15 protein-coding genes are annotated in these 18,900 nt (G+C 67.4%); 10 read left to right on the plus strand and 5 right to left on the minus strand.

Annotated features, from left to right (window positions below):
* The first annotated feature begins 20 nt into the window (after positions 1–20).
* The 8 genes from ACZ75I_RS17830 to ACZ75I_RS17865 all read left to right on the plus strand — a co-directional run bounded on the left by ACZ75I_RS17830 (position 21) and on the right by ACZ75I_RS17865 (position 11,995).
* A complete protein-coding gene (locus ACZ75I_RS17830) occupies positions 21–3,143 on the plus strand; it encodes an efflux RND transporter permease subunit (RefSeq protein WP_346476374.1) in 3,123 nt (1,040 codons plus the stop codon).
* A 286-nt stretch (positions 3,144–3,429) separates the two neighbouring features.
* On the plus strand, positions 3,430–5,499 hold the full coding sequence (locus ACZ75I_RS17835) for a TonB-dependent siderophore receptor (protein WP_346476375.1): 2,070 nt from the start codon (positions 3,430–3,432) through the stop codon (positions 5,497–5,499).
* A 95-nt stretch (positions 5,500–5,594) separates the two neighbouring features.
* A complete protein-coding gene (gene yccS, locus ACZ75I_RS17840; RefSeq protein ID WP_111200487.1) occupies positions 5,595–7,772 on the plus strand; it encodes a YccS family putative transporter in 2,178 nt (725 codons plus the stop codon).
* Positions 7,773–7,913: 141 nt separating this feature from the next.
* Positions 7,914–8,708 carry an SDR family NAD(P)-dependent oxidoreductase gene (locus ACZ75I_RS17845; protein WP_061478213.1) on the plus strand — a complete coding sequence of 265 codons (795 nt, stop codon included), beginning with the start codon at positions 7,914–7,916 and terminating at the stop codon, positions 8,706–8,708.
* Positions 8,709–8,806: 98 nt separating this feature from the next.
* On the plus strand, positions 8,807–10,696 hold the full coding sequence (locus ACZ75I_RS17850) for an MFS transporter (RefSeq protein ID WP_472958437.1): 1,890 nt from the start codon (positions 8,807–8,809) through the stop codon (positions 10,694–10,696).
* Positions 10,697–10,925: 229 nt separating this feature from the next.
* A complete protein-coding gene (locus ACZ75I_RS17855; RefSeq protein ID WP_005419784.1) occupies positions 10,926–11,213 on the plus strand; it encodes a CD225/dispanin family protein in 288 nt (95 codons plus the stop codon).
* Between the two features lie 34 nt (positions 11,214–11,247).
* Positions 11,248–11,526 carry a CD225/dispanin family protein gene (locus ACZ75I_RS17860; RefSeq protein ID WP_005419785.1) on the plus strand — a complete coding sequence of 93 codons (279 nt, stop codon included), beginning with the start codon at positions 11,248–11,250 and terminating at the stop codon, positions 11,524–11,526.
* Between the two features lie 43 nt (positions 11,527–11,569).
* Complete coding sequence (locus ACZ75I_RS17865; protein WP_180868771.1) at positions 11,570–11,995, plus strand: DUF2752 domain-containing protein; 426 nt, start codon at positions 11,570–11,572, stop codon at positions 11,993–11,995.
* Positions 11,996–12,473: 478 nt separating this feature from the next.
* Here ACZ75I_RS17865 and ampE read toward each other — a convergent pair whose 3' ends face one another.
* The 5 genes from ampE to ACZ75I_RS17890 form a co-directional block, all read right to left on the minus strand.
* On the minus strand, positions 12,474–13,361 hold the full coding sequence (gene ampE, locus ACZ75I_RS17870; protein ID WP_346476376.1) for a regulatory signaling modulator protein AmpE: 888 nt from the start codon (positions 13,359–13,361) through the stop codon (positions 12,474–12,476).
* Between the two features lie 146 nt (positions 13,362–13,507).
* The gene (gene nudC, locus ACZ75I_RS17875; protein WP_061478193.1) at positions 13,508–14,413 is read right to left on the minus strand and encodes an NAD(+) diphosphatase; all 906 of its coding nucleotides are present in this window, start codon (positions 14,411–14,413) and stop codon (positions 13,508–13,510) included.
* Between the two features lie 119 nt (positions 14,414–14,532).
* The gene (erpA, locus tag ACZ75I_RS17880) at positions 14,533–14,925 is read right to left on the minus strand and encodes an iron-sulfur cluster insertion protein ErpA (RefSeq protein WP_005419789.1); all 393 of its coding nucleotides are present in this window, start codon (positions 14,923–14,925) and stop codon (positions 14,533–14,535) included.
* 31 nt (positions 14,926–14,956) lie between these two features.
* Positions 14,957–15,421: a bactofilin family protein gene (locus tag ACZ75I_RS17885; RefSeq protein ID WP_049415389.1), complete on the minus strand. Its 465-nt coding sequence runs from the start codon at positions 15,419–15,421 to the stop codon at positions 14,957–14,959.
* A 4-nt stretch (positions 15,422–15,425) separates the two neighbouring features.
* Positions 15,426–16,169 carry a DUF6776 family protein gene (locus ACZ75I_RS17890; protein ID WP_005419791.1) on the minus strand — a complete coding sequence of 248 codons (744 nt, stop codon included), beginning with the start codon at positions 16,167–16,169 and terminating at the stop codon, positions 15,426–15,428.
* 179 nt (positions 16,170–16,348) lie between these two features.
* Between ACZ75I_RS17890 and ACZ75I_RS17895 the strand changes: the two genes are divergently transcribed.
* Positions 16,349–16,966 carry a DUF4126 domain-containing protein gene (locus tag ACZ75I_RS17895; protein WP_061478194.1) on the plus strand — a complete coding sequence of 206 codons (618 nt, stop codon included), beginning with the start codon at positions 16,349–16,351 and terminating at the stop codon, positions 16,964–16,966.
* 44 nt (positions 16,967–17,010) lie between these two features.
* A complete protein-coding gene (locus ACZ75I_RS17900; protein WP_472958440.1) occupies positions 17,011–18,900 on the plus strand; it encodes an EAL domain-containing protein in 1,890 nt (629 codons plus the stop codon).

Below are 18,900 nucleotides of genomic sequence, written 5' to 3' on the forward strand. Positions count from 1 at the left end.
CTGCCGTGGGCGGCCCCACGATGAACCTGTCCGGTCCCTTCATCCGCCGCCCGATCGGCACCGCACTGCTGGCCATCGGCCTGTTCATGGTCGGCCTGATCTGCTACCTGCGCCTGGGCGTATCGGCGCTGCCGAACATCGAGATCCCGGTAATCTTCGTGCATGCCAGCCAGTCCGGTGCCGACGCGGCGACCATGGCCTCGACGGTCACCGCGCCGCTGGAACGCCATCTCGGCCAGCTGCCGGGCATCGATCGCATGCGATCGTCGAGCTCGGAAGGCAGCTCGCTGGTGTTCATGATCTTCCAGAGCGGCCACAACATCGATTCGGCGGCACTGGATGTACAAACGGCGATCAACTCGGCTCAGGCCGACCTGCCCTCGGGCATGGGCTCGCCGATGTACCAGAAGGCGAATCCGAACGACGACCCGGTGATCGCCATCGCGCTGACCTCGCAGACGCAGTCGGCCGACGAGCTCTACAACGTGGCCGACTTGCTGCTGGCGCAGCGCATCCGCCAGATCAGCGGCGTCGCCTCGGTCGACATCGCTGGCGCGTCGACGCCGGCGGTACGCGTGGACGTCAACCTGCGCCTGATGAACGCGTTGGGCCTGACCGCCGATGACCTGCGCAACGCAGTGCGCGCGGCCAACGTGACCTCGCCCACCGGCTTCCTCAGCGATGGCAACACCACCACGGCGATCATCGCCAACGACTCGGTGGCACGCGCCGCCGACTTCGCCGACCTGGTGGTCAAGACCCAGGGCGACGGCCGGGTGATCCGCCTGAAGGACATCGCCAACGTCTACGACGGCCAGCAGGACGCCTACCAGGCGGCCTGGTTCGACCACAAGCCGGCGGTGGTGATGTACGTGTTCACCCGCGCCGGCGCCAACATCGTGGAGACCGTGGACCGGGTCAAGGCGCAGATCCCGACCCTGCGCGACTACCTGCAGCCGGGCACCACGATGACGCCGTACTTCGACCGTACGCCGACCATCCGTTCGTCGCTGCATGAAGTGCAGGTCACCCTGCTGATCAGCCTGGCGATGGTGGTGCTGACCATGGCGCTGTTCCTGCGCCGGCTGGCACCCACCCTGATCGCGGCGGTGACCGTGCCGCTGTCGCTGGCCGGCGCCGCGCTGGTGATGTACGTGATGGGCTTCACCCTGAACAACCTGAGCCTGCTGGCGCTGGTGATCGCGATCGGCTTCGTGGTCGACGATGCGATCGTGGTGATCGAGAACATCATGCGCCACCTCGACGAGGGCATGCCGCGCATGCAGGCGGCGTTGGCCGGTGCGCGCGAGATCGGCTTCACCATCGTCTCGATCACCGCCTCGCTGGTGGCGGTGTTCATCCCGCTGCTGTTCGCCAGCGGCATGATGGGCGCGTTCTTCCGCGAGTTCACCGTCACCCTGGTGGCGGCCATCGTGGTCTCGATGATCGTCTCGCTGACGCTGACCCCGGCATTGTGCAGCCGCTTCCTCAATGCGCACGACCACAGCGCGCCACCGTCGCGCTTTGGCCGCTGGCTGGACGCCGGCCACGAGCGCATGCTGCGCATCTACACCGTGTTCCTCGACTTCTCGCTGCGCCACGCGCTGCTGCTGTCGCTGACGCCGCTGATCCTGATCGGCGTCACCATCTTCCTGTTCGGCGCGGTGAAGAAGGGCGCGTTCCCGCCGCAGGACACCGGCCTGATCTGGGGCCGCGCCAACTCCAGTGCCACCGTGTCGTTCGAGGACATGGTCGCGCGCCAGCGCCGCATCACCGACATGCTGATGGCCGACCCGGCGGTGAAGACGGTGGGTGTACGCCTGGGCAGCGGCCGCCAGGGCTCCAGTGCACAGTTCAACATCGAGCTGAAATCACGCAGCGACGGCCGCCGCGAAACCACCGCGCATGCGTTGGCGCGCCTCAGCGCAAAGGCCGATCGCTATCCCGACCTGCAGCTGCGCCTGCGCGCGATCCAGGACCTGCCCAGCAACGATGGCGGCGGCTCCAGCCAGGGCGCGCAGTACCGCATTTCGCTGCAGGGCAACGACCTGGCCGCACTGCAGGAATGGCTGCCCAAGCTGCAGGCGGAACTGAAGAAGAACCCGAAGCTGCGCGACGTCGGCACCGACGTGGACAATGCCGGCCTGCGCCAGAACATCCAGATCGACCGCGCAAAGGCCGCGCGCCTGGGCATCACGGTGGGCGCGATCGACGGCGCGCTGTACGGTGCGTTCGGCCAGCGCCAGATCTCCACCATCTATTCGGACATCAACCAGTACAGCGTGGTGGTCAATGCCCTGCCCTCGCAGACCGCCACCCCGGCGGCGCTGGATGAGGTGTACGTGCGTGCGCGCAACGGCGACATGGTGCCGATCACCGCGGTGGCCACACAGATGCCTGGCCTGGCCCCATCGCAGATCACCCACGAGAACCAGTACACGACGATGGACCTCAGCTACAACCTGGCTCCCAACGTGAGCATGGGCGAGGCCAAGGCGATCATCGACGCGACCGTGGCCGGCATGCGCATGCCCGGCGACATCCGCCTGGCCGACGATGCGGGCTTCGGCTTCAACTCCGATCCCAGCGACATGCTGATCCTGGTGTTCGCCGCAATCCTGACCGTGTACCTGGTACTGGGCATGCTCTACGAGAGCCTGATCCACCCGGTCACCATCCTGTCCACGCTGCCGGCGGCCGGTGTCGGTGCGCTGCTGGCCCTGTTCGGCACCAACACCGAGCTGTCGGTGATCTCGATGATCGCGCTGGTGCTGCTGATCGGCATCGTCAAGAAGAACGCGATCATGATGATCGACTTCGCACTGGTGGCGCAGCGCGAGCATGGGCTGGCGCCGCGCGATGCTGCACGCGAGGCCAGCATCGTGCGCTTCCGCCCGATCATGATGACCACGATGGTCGCGATCCTGGCCGCAGTGCCGCTGGCGATCGGCCTGGGTGAAGGGTCCGAGCTGCGCCGCCCGTTGGGCATCGCGATGATCGGCGGCCTGCTGTTCTCGCAGAGCCTGACCCTGCTCAGTACGCCGGCGCTGTACGTGATCTTCTCCTGCCTGGCCGAGCGCTGGCGCACCCGTCGCGCGCGCAGGCGCGAAGCGAAGCTGCTCAAGCGCGCGCAGCAGGCGTAGCAGAGCCCATCCACGCATGGCGTGGATCTACTTCTAGGGGCTGCGAATCTGCCGGCCAGCGGCCGGCACTACCACGGGCACGGAGGGTGGGTGCGGACCGTTGGTCCGCACGCCTCCGGGTTTGACGTGCTGTAACGAAAAGAGAACAATTCCCCTCCAGCCATGGTCCTGCGCCCCTTCGCGGCGCCCCGCTGCCCTCTCCGGCAAGCCTGCGTGATCCCAGCCATCAACCTTTCCCCCCATGCGGGCGGATGGCGCGTGGCCGTTCGCCGAGGATGACTGAACCATGCTCCTGCACCCACTCTGCCGCCCGGCCCTGCTTGCCGTTTCCCTGTCACTGGCCTGTGCCGCGCATGCCCAGTCCGTACCCGAGCGCACCAATCGGAACCGCAGTGCCACCGATCTGGATGCGGTGAAGGTCACCGCCGAACGCACCCACGCCGATACCGGCGCCCTTGGTGATCGCGTGCTGCGTGATACCCCGTTTGCGATCACCGCCGTGGGCCGCGAGCAGATCGAGCAGCGCCAAGTGGTCTCGCTGGGCGAAGCGTTCCTGCTCGACCCTTCGGTCACCACCCAGGTCAGCGCCTATGCCAGTGGCTGGAGTTCGCCGATCCGCAACCGTGGCATCGACCTGAACTTCGACAGCTATCGGGTCAATGGCCTGCAGGTCTCCTCGTGGGGTACCGAGTGGCCGCTGGAAGTGATGGAACAGGTCGATCTGCTGAAAGGCCCGGGCGGATTCCTTTACGGTTTCGGTGCCCCCGGTGGCATCGTCAACTACATCACCAAGAAGCCGACCGACACGCCCACCTTCTCCGCCCAGCTGGGCTGGCGCGAGCAGGGCATCGTCAGTGGCGGGATGGACGTCGGCGGCCGCTTCGGCAACGAGCAGATGTTCGGTTATCGTTTCAACGCCTACCGGGAAAAGGGCGAAACCTTCAACGGTGGCCACGTCGATCGCAAGGTGGGCGCACTGTCGCTGGACGCGCGCCTGAGCGACGCACTGATCTGGACCTTCGACGGCGTGTTCCAGTCACGCGACCTGCGCGAGGAATCGCCGCAGTACTACTTCCGCGGACTGACCTCGTTGCCGCGACCGATCGCGGGGAATGCCGGCAACAGTGTCCCCGGCACCTACTACGACACTCGTTCCAGCCTGTTGTCGACCCGCTTGGACTGGCAGATCAACAGCGACTGGAAAACCAGCCTGAGTTATGGCGTCACCACCTCGTGGAATGACGTCAACAAGATCTTCGCCTACATCGATTCGCCCAATGGCGACTATGACGTCAACGTCTATGAACTGGGTGGCAAGAGCGAGTGGAAGCTGGCGCAGGCGATGCTGCAGGGCAGCTTCCACACCGGTCCGCTGCAGCATCAGGTGGTGGCAGGCATCAGTCACCAGACCGGGCTGGGCTGGGACCGTCCCTACGAATGGAGCCTGATCGGCCGCGCCAACCTGTACCAGCGCCATGCCATCCGCCATGACGCCGTCGGTTCACGGGTGATGACCCGCGGCGACGAGACCGTGCAGCAGGCCGTGTTCGCAAGCGATACCGTCGATCTCGGCAGCGGCTGGTCGGTGCTGGCGGGCTGGCGCTACAACGATTACGAGACCAAGGGTCGCTACCACACCTATCCGGTCACACCGACCTATGCCGTGATGTTCAAGCCCAGCGAGGCGGTCACCCTCTACGCCAGCTACATCGAATCGCTGGAAGCGGGCAGCCGCGTAGGCAACAACTACGTCAACGCCGGTGATGTGCTCGACCCGACCCTCAGCAAGCAGTACGAGATCGGCGCGAAGGCCGAGGCCGCGCGCTGGAATGCGAACGTGGCGGCGTTCCGGCTGGAGCGTGGCGCAAACATCGATGAACTCACACCGGCCGGCAAGCGCCTGGTGCAGGACGGCATCACGCTGTACGAAGGCATCGAAGCCAGTGCCAACCTGCACCTCAGCGATGTCCTCACGGTTGGCGGAGGCGTCACCTGGCTTGACCCGACCTACGACAGGCTGTCCCCGGCCAGCGTCGCACAGGAAGGCAACCGTACCGCCGGTGCAGCGCGCTGGAGTGGGGTCGTGCACGCCACCTACCAGCTGCCGTGGGTGGATGGGCTGGAGTCCTACGCCGCGGTGCGCTATTACGGCGATGTCTGGTACGACGCCGACAACACCCTGAAGCTGCCCGACTACACGCTGGTCAATGCAGGCATCGGTTACCGCCTGCTCGCCTCCGGTCATCCGGTGACCGTGCGCGCCAGTGTCGAGAACCTGGCCAACCGGAAGTACTGGTCCAATGCCGGCACAGGCCTGCCACGCACGTTCGCTGTGAGCGTGCGGTTCGACATGTAAGGCCCGGCAGCACCGTGGGTGCGGATCGTTGGTCCGCACTCCATATTTCACGCGCAGCCCGCAATAATGGTGGAAGACCCTTCCACCGAGCCTGCATGTCCGCCCGCCAATCCCGCCTCAGCCGCCTGTGGGCCCACGAAAAGGCCAGCTACGGCCTGCGCGTGTTCATCGCGCTGACCGCGGCCGTGGCCGTGTGCTGGCAGTTCGAGGCGCTGACCGCCCTGCCCGGCGTGTTCCTCGGCATCATCGCAAGCGCCATCGCAGAAACGGACGACAACTGGTGGGGCCGGATCAAGGCCGTGGTGTTGTCACTGTTGTGCTTCTGCATTGCGGCGGCCTCGGTGATCTGGCTGTTCCCGTGGCCGTGGTTCTTCATCGGCGCGCTGGCACTGTCCACCTTCGGCCTGACCCTGCTTGGCGCGCTCGGTGAGCGCTACGCATCCATTGCCCAGGCCACGGTGACGCTGGCGATCTACACCATGATCGGCTTGGAGCAGCATGGCGCCAGCGACCTGCACAGCGCGCTGGACGCGGTCAGCCATCTGCTGGCCGGTGCAGCCTGGTACGGGCTGCTGTCGATCCTGTGGACTGCGCTGTTCGCCAACCGGCCGGTGCGCGAACGCGTGGCGCGGCTGTACGTTGAGCTGGGCCGCTACCTGCAGCTGAAGGCTGCGCTGTTCGAGCCGGTGCGCGAAGCCGACCTGCAACGTCGCCAGCTCGACCTGGCCGAACAGAACCGCCGTGTGGTGGGTGCGTTGAACGAGGCCAAGACCGCGATCCTGGCCCGCTTCGGCCGTTCCGGGCGGCCGGGCGTGAACTCCGGCCTGTACCTGCGCCTGTATTACATGGCACAGGATTTCCACGAGCGCGCCAGTTCCTCGCACTACCCGTATGGCGCGCTGGTGGACGCCTTCTTCCACAGCGATGTGCTTTACCGCTGCCAGCGCCTGCTCGACCTGCAGGGCCAGGCCTGTGCCCGCCTGGGCGAGGCGATCCGGCTGCGTCGTCCGTTCGTATACGGCGAAAGCAACCAGCAGGCCGGGCGCGACCTGGCCGACGCGCTGGCCTACCTGCGTGACCAGCAGCGCCCGCAGTGGCAGCGCCTGCTCGGCTCGCTGGACCTGCTGGTTCACAACCTGCGCAGCATCGAGCGCCGCCTGCTGGATGCCGAACGTTCCGAAGCCAGCCTGGACAACGTCGACACCCGCCTGCGCGACAGCAACCCGCATACCCTGCGCGAGATGGGCGTGCGCATCCGCCAGCAGCTCACGCCCGGCTCGGTGCTGTTCCGCCATGGCCTGCGCATGGCACTGGCGCTGATCGCCGGCTTTGCAGCGATCCGGCTGTTCAATGCGCAGAATGGTTCATGGGTACTGCTGACCATCGTGTTCGTGTGCCGGCCCAACTTCGGCGCCACCCGCCAGCGCCTGGCACAGCGCATCGTCGGCACCGTCGCCGGACTGGTGCTGACCTGGGCACTGCTGCAGCTGTTCCCGCAGCTGCACGTACAGCTGCTGATCGCACTGCTGTCGGCACTGTTGTTCTTCTTCACCCGCACCGACCGCTACCTGGTGGCATCAGCCGCGATCACCGTGATGGCGCTGACCTGCTTCAACCTGATCGGCGATGGCTTCGTGCTGATCGTGCCGCGCATGGTCGATACGCTGCTGGGCTGCGCGATCGCCGCCGCCGCCGCGTTCCTGATCCTGCCCGACTGGCAGGGCCGCCAGCTGCATCTCGTCCTGGCACGCGTGCTGGATACCGCCGCTCGCTACCTGGATTCGGTGCTGGGCCAGTACCGCAGCGGCATGCGCGACGACCTGGCCTACCGCATCGCCCGCCGCGACATGCACAACGCCGACGCCGCGCTGTCCACCGCACTGTCGAACATGCTGCGCGAACCCGGCCACGTGCGCCGCAACCTGGATGCCGGCTTCCGCTTCCTGGCGCTGTCCAACACGCTGCTGGGGCATCTGTCGGCGCTGGGTGCGCACCGCGACCAGGTGGACAGCTACGCAGGCGATCCACTGGCGCTGGCCGCGGGCGATCGCGTGCGCAAGGCACTTCAGCAGCTGGCGACGGCGCTGACCGCGCGGCAACCCGTCGCGGACGATGACAACGACGCCGACCGCGCGGTGGCTGCCGAGCTGGAGCAGATCGACGAGGCGATGCCGCCGAAACTGCAGTTGATCCGTACCCAGATGGCGCTGGTACTGCGCATGCTGCCGAAGGTGCGTGCAGCGGCCAATGAGGCGGTGACCAACCTGACCTGATCCCTCATCGCTGATCGGGCATCCCATCCACGCATGGCGTGGATCTGCTGCGCCGCGTGCAACGGCGCGTTGCACCTGGCGATGCAGTTCGATCACGGCGCCAGGCGGATACTGGGCAATCGCCCGCTCTGGATCATCACCATGAAAATCGAACTCAGCGGTCGCACCGCGCTGGTCACCGCCTCCACCGCCGGCATCGGCCTGGCCATCGCCCAAGGCCTGGCCAGCGCTGGTGCGCGGGTCATTGTCAATGGCCGCAGCACCAGCAGCGTCGAGCGCGCCCGCCAGCATCTGCTCGCGGCCGTGCCGGGAGCCGACGTATTGGGTGTCGCCGCCGACCTCTCCGATGCGGCCGGTGTCGATACGCTGCTGGCTGGGCTGCCGAAGATCGACATCCTGGTCAACAACGCCGGCATCTTCGGCCCAGAGGATTTCTTCCAGACCGATGACGCCACCTGGGAGCGCTACTGGCAGACCAACGTGATGTCCGGCGTACGCCTGTCGCGTGCGCTGCTGCCAGCGATGGTCGATGCCGGCTGGGGCCGCGTGCTGTTCATTTCGTCCGAATCGGCGCGCAACATCCCGGCCGACATGATCCATTACGGGGTCAGCAAGACCGCGCAGCTGTCACTGTCGCGCGGCCTGGCCAAGCGCGTGGCCGGCAGCGGCGTCACCGTCAACGCGGTGCTGCCTGGCCCGACCCTGTCCGACGGCTTCGCGGCGATGTTCGAGGATGAACGCCGACGCAGCGGCAAGCCACTGGAGCAGATCGGCCGCGAGTTCGTGATGGCACACCGGCCGTCCTCGGTGATCCAGCGCACTGCCACGGTCGAGGAAGTGGCCAACATGGTGGTGTACCTGGCGTCGCCGCAGGCTTCGGCCACGTCCGGTGCGGCACTGCGCGTGGATGGCGGCGTGGTCGACGATATCGTCTGAGTCCGACGGCAGGTGTGCGGACCAACGGTCCGCACCCACAGGTCCGCACCCACAGCGGATGGGCAGGAATGCTAGGCTGCGCCGGTCAAGGAGGTTCCATGTCCGGTCACAACCAGTTTGCCCTGCTCCGCCAGCGCCGTTTCCTGCCGTTCTTCGTGGTACAGGCGCTCGGTGCGTTCAACGACAACGTGTACCGGCAAGCGATCATCAGCATGTTGCTGTTCATGGCCGTGCCAGAGGAGGAACTCGGGCTGTACGCCACGTTGGCACCGGCCATCTTCATCCTGCCGTACTTCCTGTTCTCGGCACTGGCCGGGCAGATCGCCGACAAACTGGAAAAATCGCGGCTGATCGTCATCACCACCACCATGGAGATCGTGATCATGTCGCTGGCCGCCGCCGGCTTCCTCACCCAGAGCCTGCCGGTGTTGCTGGTCGCCCTGTTCTGCACCGGCATGCAATCGACCCTGTTCGGCCCGGTGAAGTATTCGGTGCTGCCGTCGGTGCTCAGGCCCGAGGAGCTGACCGGCGGCAACGGCCTGGTCGAGATGGGGACCTCGATGTCGATCCTCTCCGGCATGATCGTCGGCGGCCTGGTGTTCACCGTGGCCGGGAGCCACGGCACGGTGGTGGCTGCGTGCGCGATCATCGCCCTGGCGATCTGCGGCAACATCGCCGCGCGCCTGATTCCCAGGGTCGATGCAGGCGACCCGACCCTGAAGATCAACTGGAACCCGTTGCCGGAATCGCTGGCGGTACTGCGCATGGCGCGCCAGCAGAAGGCCGTGCGCAACTCGATCCTGGGCGTGTCCTGGTTCTGGTTCGTTGGCACCGTGCTGACCTCGCAGCTACCGGCCTACGCAGTGACCAACCTGGGCGGCGAGCCGACCCTGTACATCTTCGCGCTGGCCCTGTTCTCGGTGGGCACCGGCGTCGGCTCGCTGCTGTGCGAGAAGCTGTCAGCCCGTACGGTGGAAATCGGCCTGGTACCGCTGGGCGCGTTCGGCATGACCGGGTTCCTGCTCGACCTGTACTTCGCCCGCAGCGGCGAAGCGACGGTGCACGGGCTGACCATCGCGCCGTTCCTGCAGCAGCCCGGCAGCATCCGCATCGTCATCGACCTGATCGGCATCGGCCTGTTCACCGGCATCTTCGTGGTGCCGCTGTTCGCACTGATCCAGAGCCGCACGCCGAAGGCGCAGATGTCGCGCGTGTTCGCCGCACTGAACATCCAGAACTCGGGCTTCATCGTCGCTGCGGCGTTGCTGTCGCTGGCCGCGCACACGCTGCTGCACTGGACCATTCCGCAGCAGTTCCTGGCGCTGGCCATCGCCAACGCGCTGGTGGCGATCTACATCTTCACCATCGTCCCCGAATTCCTGATGCGCTTCCTCAGCTGGCTGATGGTGCGCACCCTGTACCGGCTGCGCCCGCACGGCATCGAGGCCAACGTGCCCGACGAAGGCGCCGCACTGCTGGTCTGCAACCACGTCAGCTACATGGACGCGCTGATCCTGTCGGCGACGATTCCGCGCCCGGTGCGCTTCGTCATGTACTACAGGATCTTCAACATCCCGGTAATGCGCTGGATCTTCCGGACCGCCAAGGCAATCCCGATCGCCGGTGCGCGCGAAGACCCGGCACTGATGCAGCGCGCGTTCGACGAGATCGACGCTGCGCTGGCCGAAGGCGAACTGGTCTGCATCTTCCCCGAGGGTGCGCTGACCCGCGACGGGGAGATGGCGCCGTTCAAGTCCGGCGTCGAGAAGATCCTCGAGCGGCGGCCGGTGCCGGTGGTGCCGATGGCCCTGCGCGGCATGTGGTCGAGCATGTGGAGTCGCCGCGACAGCCGCCTCGGCCGCATGCGGGTGCCGCGCCGTTTCCGCGCTACCGTCGAGGTCGTGGCGGCACCGGCCGTCGATGGCCACGCCACCCGCGCCCCGGTGCTGGAGGCGCAAGTACGGGCCCTGCGTGGCGATCACGCCTGACCGGCCCAGCGGCCGCCGGTAGCCCTTCCAGGCGATAGCCCCAATCCCCGGAATGACGGCCTCTGTTTCATGGCAGAGGCCCGTCAAATAGCGCCCAGTCACGGGCCACACACTCCACCATCTGACTGTAAACGCATACATGCAGCGCAGGTTGAGGTAGATTACGCACCCACAGGGGGGAGGTTCGGCCAATGCACCATGGCCGGCCACCAAGGAATGGAGTCTTGCTTTGAATCAACCGCCACCGCTCAGCCGTCCGGTCTACATCCCCAACCATCTGGTCTGGGCGATCCTGACGACGCTGTTCTGCTGCCTGCCGTTGGGCGTGGTGTCGATCGTCTATGCCTCCCAAGTCGATGGCCGCCGCGCGGCCGGCGACCTGCCGGGGGCCTACAGCGCGTCGCGCAAGGCGGGCTGGTGGGCGGTGGCTTCGGCCGTGGCCCTGCCGGTCCTGTTGCTGTTGTGGTTCGGGCTGTTCGGCGGCTTGGCCGTACTGGGCGCTCTTTCCGACCAATGATTCACCACCACCACCCATCAAGGAGCTTGAACCCATGAATACCGCCACTCCGCAGGTCCCGAACAATCTGGTCTGGGCCATCCTGAGCACCCTGTTCTGCTGCCTGCCGGCCGGCATCGTGTCGATCGTCTACGCCGCCCAGGTCAACGGCAAGCTGGCCGCTGGCGACATCGCCGGTGCCCAGGAATCCTCGGCCAAGGCCAAGAAGTGGGCCATCTGGTCGGCCATTGCCGCCGTCGTGGTCGGCGTGCTGTACGGCATCCTGATCGTCGCTCTCGGCGGCATGGGTGCGATGAGCAACAGCGGCTACTGATCCGCGTGGACGGATCCGGCGCCTGCGCCGGATCCGTTGCTGCATGTCCGCACTGCCCACCCGATCCCGACTGGCCCGCTGGGCACCGCTGCTGGCCTCCACCGGCCTGGCCGCCGGTGCCGCGCTGGTGCTGCGCAACGTCAATCCGTATGCCGCCGGCAATCCCTTGCCGAGCTGCCCGCTGTACGCGCTGACCGGCCTGTACTGCCCGGGCTGTGGCAGCACCCGCTGCCTGTATTCGCTGGTCCATTTCGACCTGCCCGGCGCGATGGCGATGAACCCGCTGCTGGTCATCAGCCTGCCCTTCCTCCTGCTGATGCTGCTGAACATCGCCGGCATCCGTCCGCGCCTGCTGGACCCGCTGATGCGGGTGCTGGCCAATCCCACGTTCTGGCTCTGGGTACTGCCCGGGTATGCGCTGCTGCGTAACCTGCCGTGGGCACCGTTCACGGCGCTGGCACCGGTCTAGTTTCCAGCCAACGGCGCAGCCCCTCGTGGTGGGCGAGTGCATTGATACGGGATCTGGCCGGGCGGGTGGGCTGCGCAGGGGCCGCTGCAAGTACGTCCATGTAAGCTCGGTCGCCGCATCCATGCGGCTCACGCCCCTGCGCAGCCCACCCGCCCGGCCTCTGACAGTTTCCGTGTGCGTCCACCACGGAAAAGAAAAAGAAGATCAAAAGCGAAAGCGGATCGCTTCGCTGCGCTCGCTCGGAGCCGAGCATGGCTCGGCTCTACAGAACATCCGTCATCGGGAAACTGTCGGGGGTGGGGCGGTGTGGGGCTGCAGGACCGTTGGCGCCATGGATGGCGCCATCGAGCCCCCAGGGAGGGGTTTACGGCGTGTCCTGCAGCCCCACACCGCCCCGCCCAACCCTCAGCAACCCAGAGCCGCTTTGGCTTTGGCGTTGGCCTCTGCAGGTGCAGGGCTGCAAGCCCTGCCAGAACACCTACGTCACCCAGCCTGCAATCACCAGCAACGCGAGGATCGCCAGCCACAGCAGCAGCATCCGCCACACCAGGCTCATCGCATCACGCAGGTCCGGCAGCCGCTGCCACACCGGCAACAGCCCCGCCTCGGTGTAATCGTGCGCGTCCTCGCGCAGCTCGGCGTTGACGCTGGCCCGCGCCACCGCGCCCAGAAACCCGATGGTGCCGACCAGGCGTTCGCCATGGGCCTGGCGCCAGGCCTTCCACGCCGCATCGAAGTTGCCGACCAGCGCCATCGAGAACGCCATCAGCTGCGCTACCGGCCACTCGATCCAGCCCAGCAGGCGCTGGGCCAGCGCCAGCGGCTCCACCGGCACGCGTGCACGCATCGGGCTTTCCGCCATCAGCGCCAGCAAGCGGTAGCCCAACGCACCGGCCGGGCCCAGCAGCAAGAACCAGAACAGCACCGCGAACCAGCGACGCAGCGCATTGAGCACGGTCGCTTCGACCAGCGACGGCACGTCTTCGCGCAGGCTGCCACCGGCGGCCTGCAGGTTGCGCACGGCTGCCTGCCGCGTCGCGGCGTCGTCCGCATCAATGATCGCTTCGATATCGCGATCCAGGTCGCGCGGCCCCCAGCACCAGGCCAGCACGGCCACGCCCAGCAGCAGCGACGGCAGGCCGAACAGCACTCCGCGCAGCAGCCACGCCAGCAGCCCCATCAGCAGCAGCGGCGGCAGCAGCGCCAGCGCCACTCCAGCCGGTCCCTGCCAGGCCTTGCCACCACGCGCATCCAGCCAGCCCAGCCAGCGCCGGAAGCCGTCGAAACGGCGCATCGAGGCGGCAGCGGCCGGGGCAACGTGGCCCAGGGCCAGCGCCACCAGCACGGCGGCCAGAGTGGTGAACATGGCAGGTCTCCCTACGAAACAGAACGCTCGGCGCCGCTACCTTACCTGTCGCAGCGGTGCCCTCGCGGGTGAACCGGACTGTAACCCGGGCCGTGTTCAGGTGGCGGCAATACAGCTGCCACGATCGGCCCGGCCGAAACGCCGGCTCAGCCTCGCTGCTGGCGGTACCAGTGTTCGATCAGGCTCCGCGAAATCGAGATCGGTGGCGACAGGCGGATGCCCTGGCCGTCGTCCTCCACATCGCGCGCCAACGCGGCGCCGACCTCGTCGGCACTGAACCAGCGCGCGTCTTCCAGCTCGCCATCCACGGTCGGCAGGTCGTCATGCGCCTGTGCACGGAAGCCGACCATCAGCGCGCCGGGGAACGGCCACGGCTGCGAACCGAGGTACTGGCAGGCGGTCACCCGCACCTTGCTCTCCTCATGGACTTCGCGCACCACGGTCTGCTCGAAGGTCTCGCCAGGTTCGACGAAGCCGGCCAGCACCGAGTAACGGCGCGGGGCCCAGTTCGACTGTCGGCCCAGCAGCAGCCGGCCCTGGTTTTCCACGGCGACGATCACCGCCGGATCGACGCGCGGATAGTGTTCGGTGGAACACTGCGCGCAACGGCCGACGAAGCCGCCACGGGCAAACGCCACCGCGCCGCCGCATACGCCGCAGAAGCGGGTGCGCGAGTGCCAGTAGGACATGCCGCGGGCATAGCTGAAAGCGGTGGCATCGGCCATCGGCCACAACAACGCAGCCTGGCGCAGATCCAGTCGGCGTGGCGCGCTCACGGTGACATTGGTGGCTTCGACCGAGAACCATGCCTGATCACCGCGAAGCCCCAGGAAAACTGCGGCGCCCGGGCCACCGCCGACGTCGGCGCCGGTCAGCGCCAGCGGCTGGTCGTCATCGCCGGTGAAGGCGCTGCCATCGTGATCGAGGACGAGGATGCGCGCGCCCGGCCACAGGCGCGCCAGTGCATCGGCATCTTCGCGCAGGGCATCGGCGCGCTCCAACGGTTCGCCAACGAAGGCAAAACCGGAAAGCGGCGAAGGAGTATTGGGCATCCGCCAAGCGTGCCGCCAATCGATGCAGGTGGCAAGCCGCAGGCTTTGTGGAAACCGTCTGTGGGTGTGGAGCTTGCTCCACACACCTTGTCGCGCGGGACACAGGCCCCGCGCCCTGCTTACATGCTGAAACTGCTGCCGCAGCCGCAGGTGGTCTTTGCGTTCGGGTTGCGGATCACGAACTGGGCACCCGTCAGGCTCTCGGTGTAATCCACCTCCGCGCCCATCAGGTACTGCAGGCTCAGCGGGTCGACCAGCAGGGTCACACCGCTGGTCTGTACCGCCAGGTCATCCTCGGCACGGTTCTCGTCGAACTCGAACCCGTACTGGAAGCCCGAACAGCCGCCTCCCTCGATGTACACACGCAGGGCCAGGTCGGGGTTGCCCTCTTCCTGGATCAGGGATTTGACCTTGGCGGCCGCCGACTCGGTGAAGTTCAGCGGGCGCTCCAGCGATTGGTAATCGGGCGCGGCAACCGGGGTGGCGCCGGGCAGGGAGACTAGCGTGCTCATGCTGCCAGCATGGGGGTGCCGACGACGGCTTTCAAGCCATCGCCTCGGCCAGCTTGCGACGCGCGGCGGTATCGCCCTTGCCATCCGGGGCGTCTTCGCCTTCCGGCGCCGGCAAGGCTGCCATCGGGGCGCTGGCATGGATCAGGCGGCCGTTCAGCTGCGCGCCCGCGTTCATCTCCACCACCTGGTAATGGACGTTGCCATTGACCCGTGCGCTCGGGGTCAACTCGACCTTCTCGGTAGCGTGTACATCGCCGTCCAGGCGGCCACTGATGACCACCACCTGGGCCCGGATCTCACCTTCGATCACGCCGTGCTCGGCAACCGTCAGGGTCGCACCACTGGCGCCTTCGGCGGCGATCACCTTGCCGTGGATGCGGCCTTCCACATACAGGCCACCACTGAATTCCACATCACCGCGGATCACCACCTGGTTGCCGATCAGGGCATCCACCACCAGCTGGCCTTCACGGTTGGATTTGCTGCTTCCGAACATCTGCCTACTCCCCTTTGCTGGCCGGCGCACCGGCCTGTTTCCAGTCGAATACCTGGGTGGTACCCCCCGTACCACTCCCCAATGTCACCCGCACGCGTTGCGGGGTGAAGTCAGCCGGCAGCATCACGCTGCCGGTGAGCTGCTGGAAGTACCGGAACGAGTAGTCCTGTCCCGGCACCTTGCTGCGCTGGTGCAGATCATCCCAGCTGATCGTGGCCAGCTTGCCGTTCTTCACGCCTTCCACGGTGAAGCGCATCTGCCCTTGGCTGATGGCCCCACGGTTGAGGTTCTGGGTCAGCACGGCGGTGTACTGCCAGGTGCCGGCCGCTTCCGGGCTGAACTCGATCGAATGGGTGTTCAGGCCCTTGCGCTGGCTGGTCGAGCCGACCAGCCGCTCATAGAAGGCAACATCGGCGCGCAGCCCGGCGATTTCCTCATCGCGCTCGGCCAACGAGGACTGCACCTCGGTATTGGCGGCACGGCTGATGCGGTCGGAGGCTTCCAGCGTGGCCTGCTTCTGGCGCAGCTCGGTCAGCTGCGCCTGCAGCGCCTCGGCACGCTTCTCGGCGGCCTGCAGGCGCTGGCCCTGGGCATCGCGCGGGGTGGCCATCCAGCAGCCGCCAAGCACCGCCAGCACCAGGCTGAGCAGCCAGATGCCGCCGATCACCAGCAGGCGGCGACGGTCGGCAGGCGGTTGCGGCGCGCCGGGCAGGCGGACCTGCACGCGCATGGGAGGACGGTTGGTCATGGGTGGTTTCCGGGGTATCGCAAGGGCGACACCGGTACGGCCCCTGTGGCAAACGACGGGCTAGTGTATGACAGGACGGGTGGGTTTCCTGCGCCGTGGCCGGCCACGGTCTGTGGCGTTCAGGCACGCCATCGTCGATAGTGTGGCCCCCTGCACAGTTCCGTCGCCGGAGCACCGCCATGACCGAAGCCCACCTGTTCGTGATCGGCATCCTGCTGGCCTGGCTGGCCGGTATCCGCGTCTACCTCACCGTGTTCGGTGTCGGCCTGGCCGGGCTGCTTGGCTGGGTCGACCTGCCCCCCGCCCTGCAGGCCACCGAATCCTGGTGGGTGCTGGGCACCTCGGCGACGCTGGCGGTGGCCGAGTTCTTCGCCGACAAGATCCCTGGCGTGGATTCGGTGTGGGACCTGGTGCAGACGCTCGCGCGCGTACCCGCCGGCGCATTCCTTGCGGCGGCCACGCTGTCGCCGGATGGCCAGCTGGGCACCGGTGCGCTCGCCGCCGGTGCCGGCGTCGCCCTGGCCAGCCATGGCCTGAAGGCCGGTACCCGCGCCCTGCTCAACACCTCGCCGGAACCGGCCAGCAACTGGGTCGCCTCTGCGGCCGAAGACACCGTCGTGATCGGTGGCCTGGCCCTCGCCCTGGCACACCCGTGGATCGCGCTGATCGTGGTGCTGGCCTGCAGCCTGGCCGGTGCGCTGCTGGTGTGGCTGGTCTGGCGCGCCCTGTGGAAGGGCGTGCGCTGGCTGGCGCGCGGCGCATCGGCAGCACCGCCAGGGCACACCGGTACCGGCTGAGCGCCGGGCTTGTCGCATAATGGACGCGAACACCAGGAGCACCGATGGCCGCAAACGAATCCCCCGCGGGCGCCCGCCCGGGACGCGCTGAAACCCCTCCGGCCGACCATTGGCAACGCTGGGCCCCCGAGACGGCACCTCCGGCCGTGGACCCACCGATGGCGGCGACCCCATCCCCTGTCGCGGCCGATGCGTCCACGCCGGCCAACAGCGCGCCGCCGCCGCTGCCCGGCCCGGTCGCACTGGCCGACGCCGGCAACAACGATCTGGCCCCGTCGCCATCGGACTCGCCCTACCGCGTGCTGATCGTTGAAGACGATCGCGCGCAGGCCCTGTTCGCGCAGAGCGTGCTGCACGGCGCCGGCATGCAGGCGATCGTCCACAACGATGCCGATGCCGCGCTGCAGGCCATCAAGGAGCACCGCCCCGACCTGATCCTGATGGATCTTCATCTGCCCGGCCTGGACGGCATGCGCCTGACCGCGCTGATCCGCCAGCAGCCCGGCCTGCAGCTGCTTCCGATCGTGTTCCTCAGCGGTGATCCGGATCCGGAGCGCCAGTTCGAAGTCCTCGACAGCGGCGCGGACGACTACCTGAGCAAGCCGATCCGGCCCCGCCACCTGATCGCAGCGGTGGCCAACCGCATCCGCCGCGCACGAGCCCAGGCCGCGACCCTGCCCGGCGCCACCGGCGCACCGGCCACCAGCAATCCGGAAACCGGCCTGCCGACGCGCCACCACGTGCTGCAGCAGCTCAACACCGCACTCGCCCACCGCGATCAGGGCGGCGTGTTCTTCATCGAAGTGGCCAGCGCGCTGGGCCTGCGCGAACGCTATGGCTATGCCGCGTTTGAACGGCTGATGGTGCAGGCCGGGCAGCGCCTGGCCGAAGCCGGCCATCCGCACCTGCTGGCACGCCTGAACGACAACAGTTTCCTGCTGCTGGCCCGCAGCGCCGACGAGGACGCCCTTGACAGCATCGCTGCCAGCCTGCGCGAGCAGCTGTCGGCACGTGCCTTCGTGATCCGCGACGACGAATCCGTGCACCTGCGCGGCGTAGTCGGCTATGCACCGCTGTCACCGGGCTTCGACGATGCCAGCAGTGCGTTGGAAGCCGTCGAGCGCACCACCCTGCAGGCGCGCCTGCTCAGCGCCGGCGTGGCCGGCCATGTGCACCGCCAGGCAGTCACCGAACAGGAACACCTGGCGCTGCTGGAAGGACAGCTGGAACTGGCCTATCAGCCGATCGTCGCTGTTGCCGGCGGCAACACCGCGCAGTACCAGTTGCTGTTGCGCCTTCGCCAGGCCGACGGCACCGTGCTGGCGGCCGGGCAGGTGATCCCGGCCGCGGAAGCCGCGGGCCGCATCGCCGATCTCGACCAGCAGGTGATGGACCACGCGCTGGGGCTGCTGGACCTGTACCGCCACGCGACGCAGCCAATGAACCTGTTCGTCTCGCAGTCGCTGCGCACCCTGCAGCGCGACGCCTTCGCCGACTGGCTGCTGGAATCACTGCAGCAGCGTGACCTGCCGGGCAGTGCATTGGTGATCGACGTGCGCCTGCCGGACGCACTGATCCACACCGTGCCGCTGCAGCAGTTCTGCCAGCGCATGGCCAGTGCCGGGGTGCGCTTCTGCCTGAGCCAGTTCGAACCCAGCGGCGAGGCCGATGCCCTGCTGAACCAGCTGCCGCTGTCGTTCGTGCGCATGGCTGCGCGCTTTTCCAGCAGCCATGCCAATCCGGCCACGCGCGAGGAGCTGCGCAAGGCGATCGATCAGGCCCATGCCGCCGGGCTGCAGATCATCGGCCAGCAGATCGAGGATCCGCAGGCTGCGGCGGCGATGTGGGTCGGCGGCGTCGACTACATCCAGGGCAACATGGTGCAGTCGGCCGGCAGCGACCTGAACTTCGACTTCCACAGCGCGGTGCTCTGA

Source organism: Stenotrophomonas sp. X, from assembly GCF_055721025.1.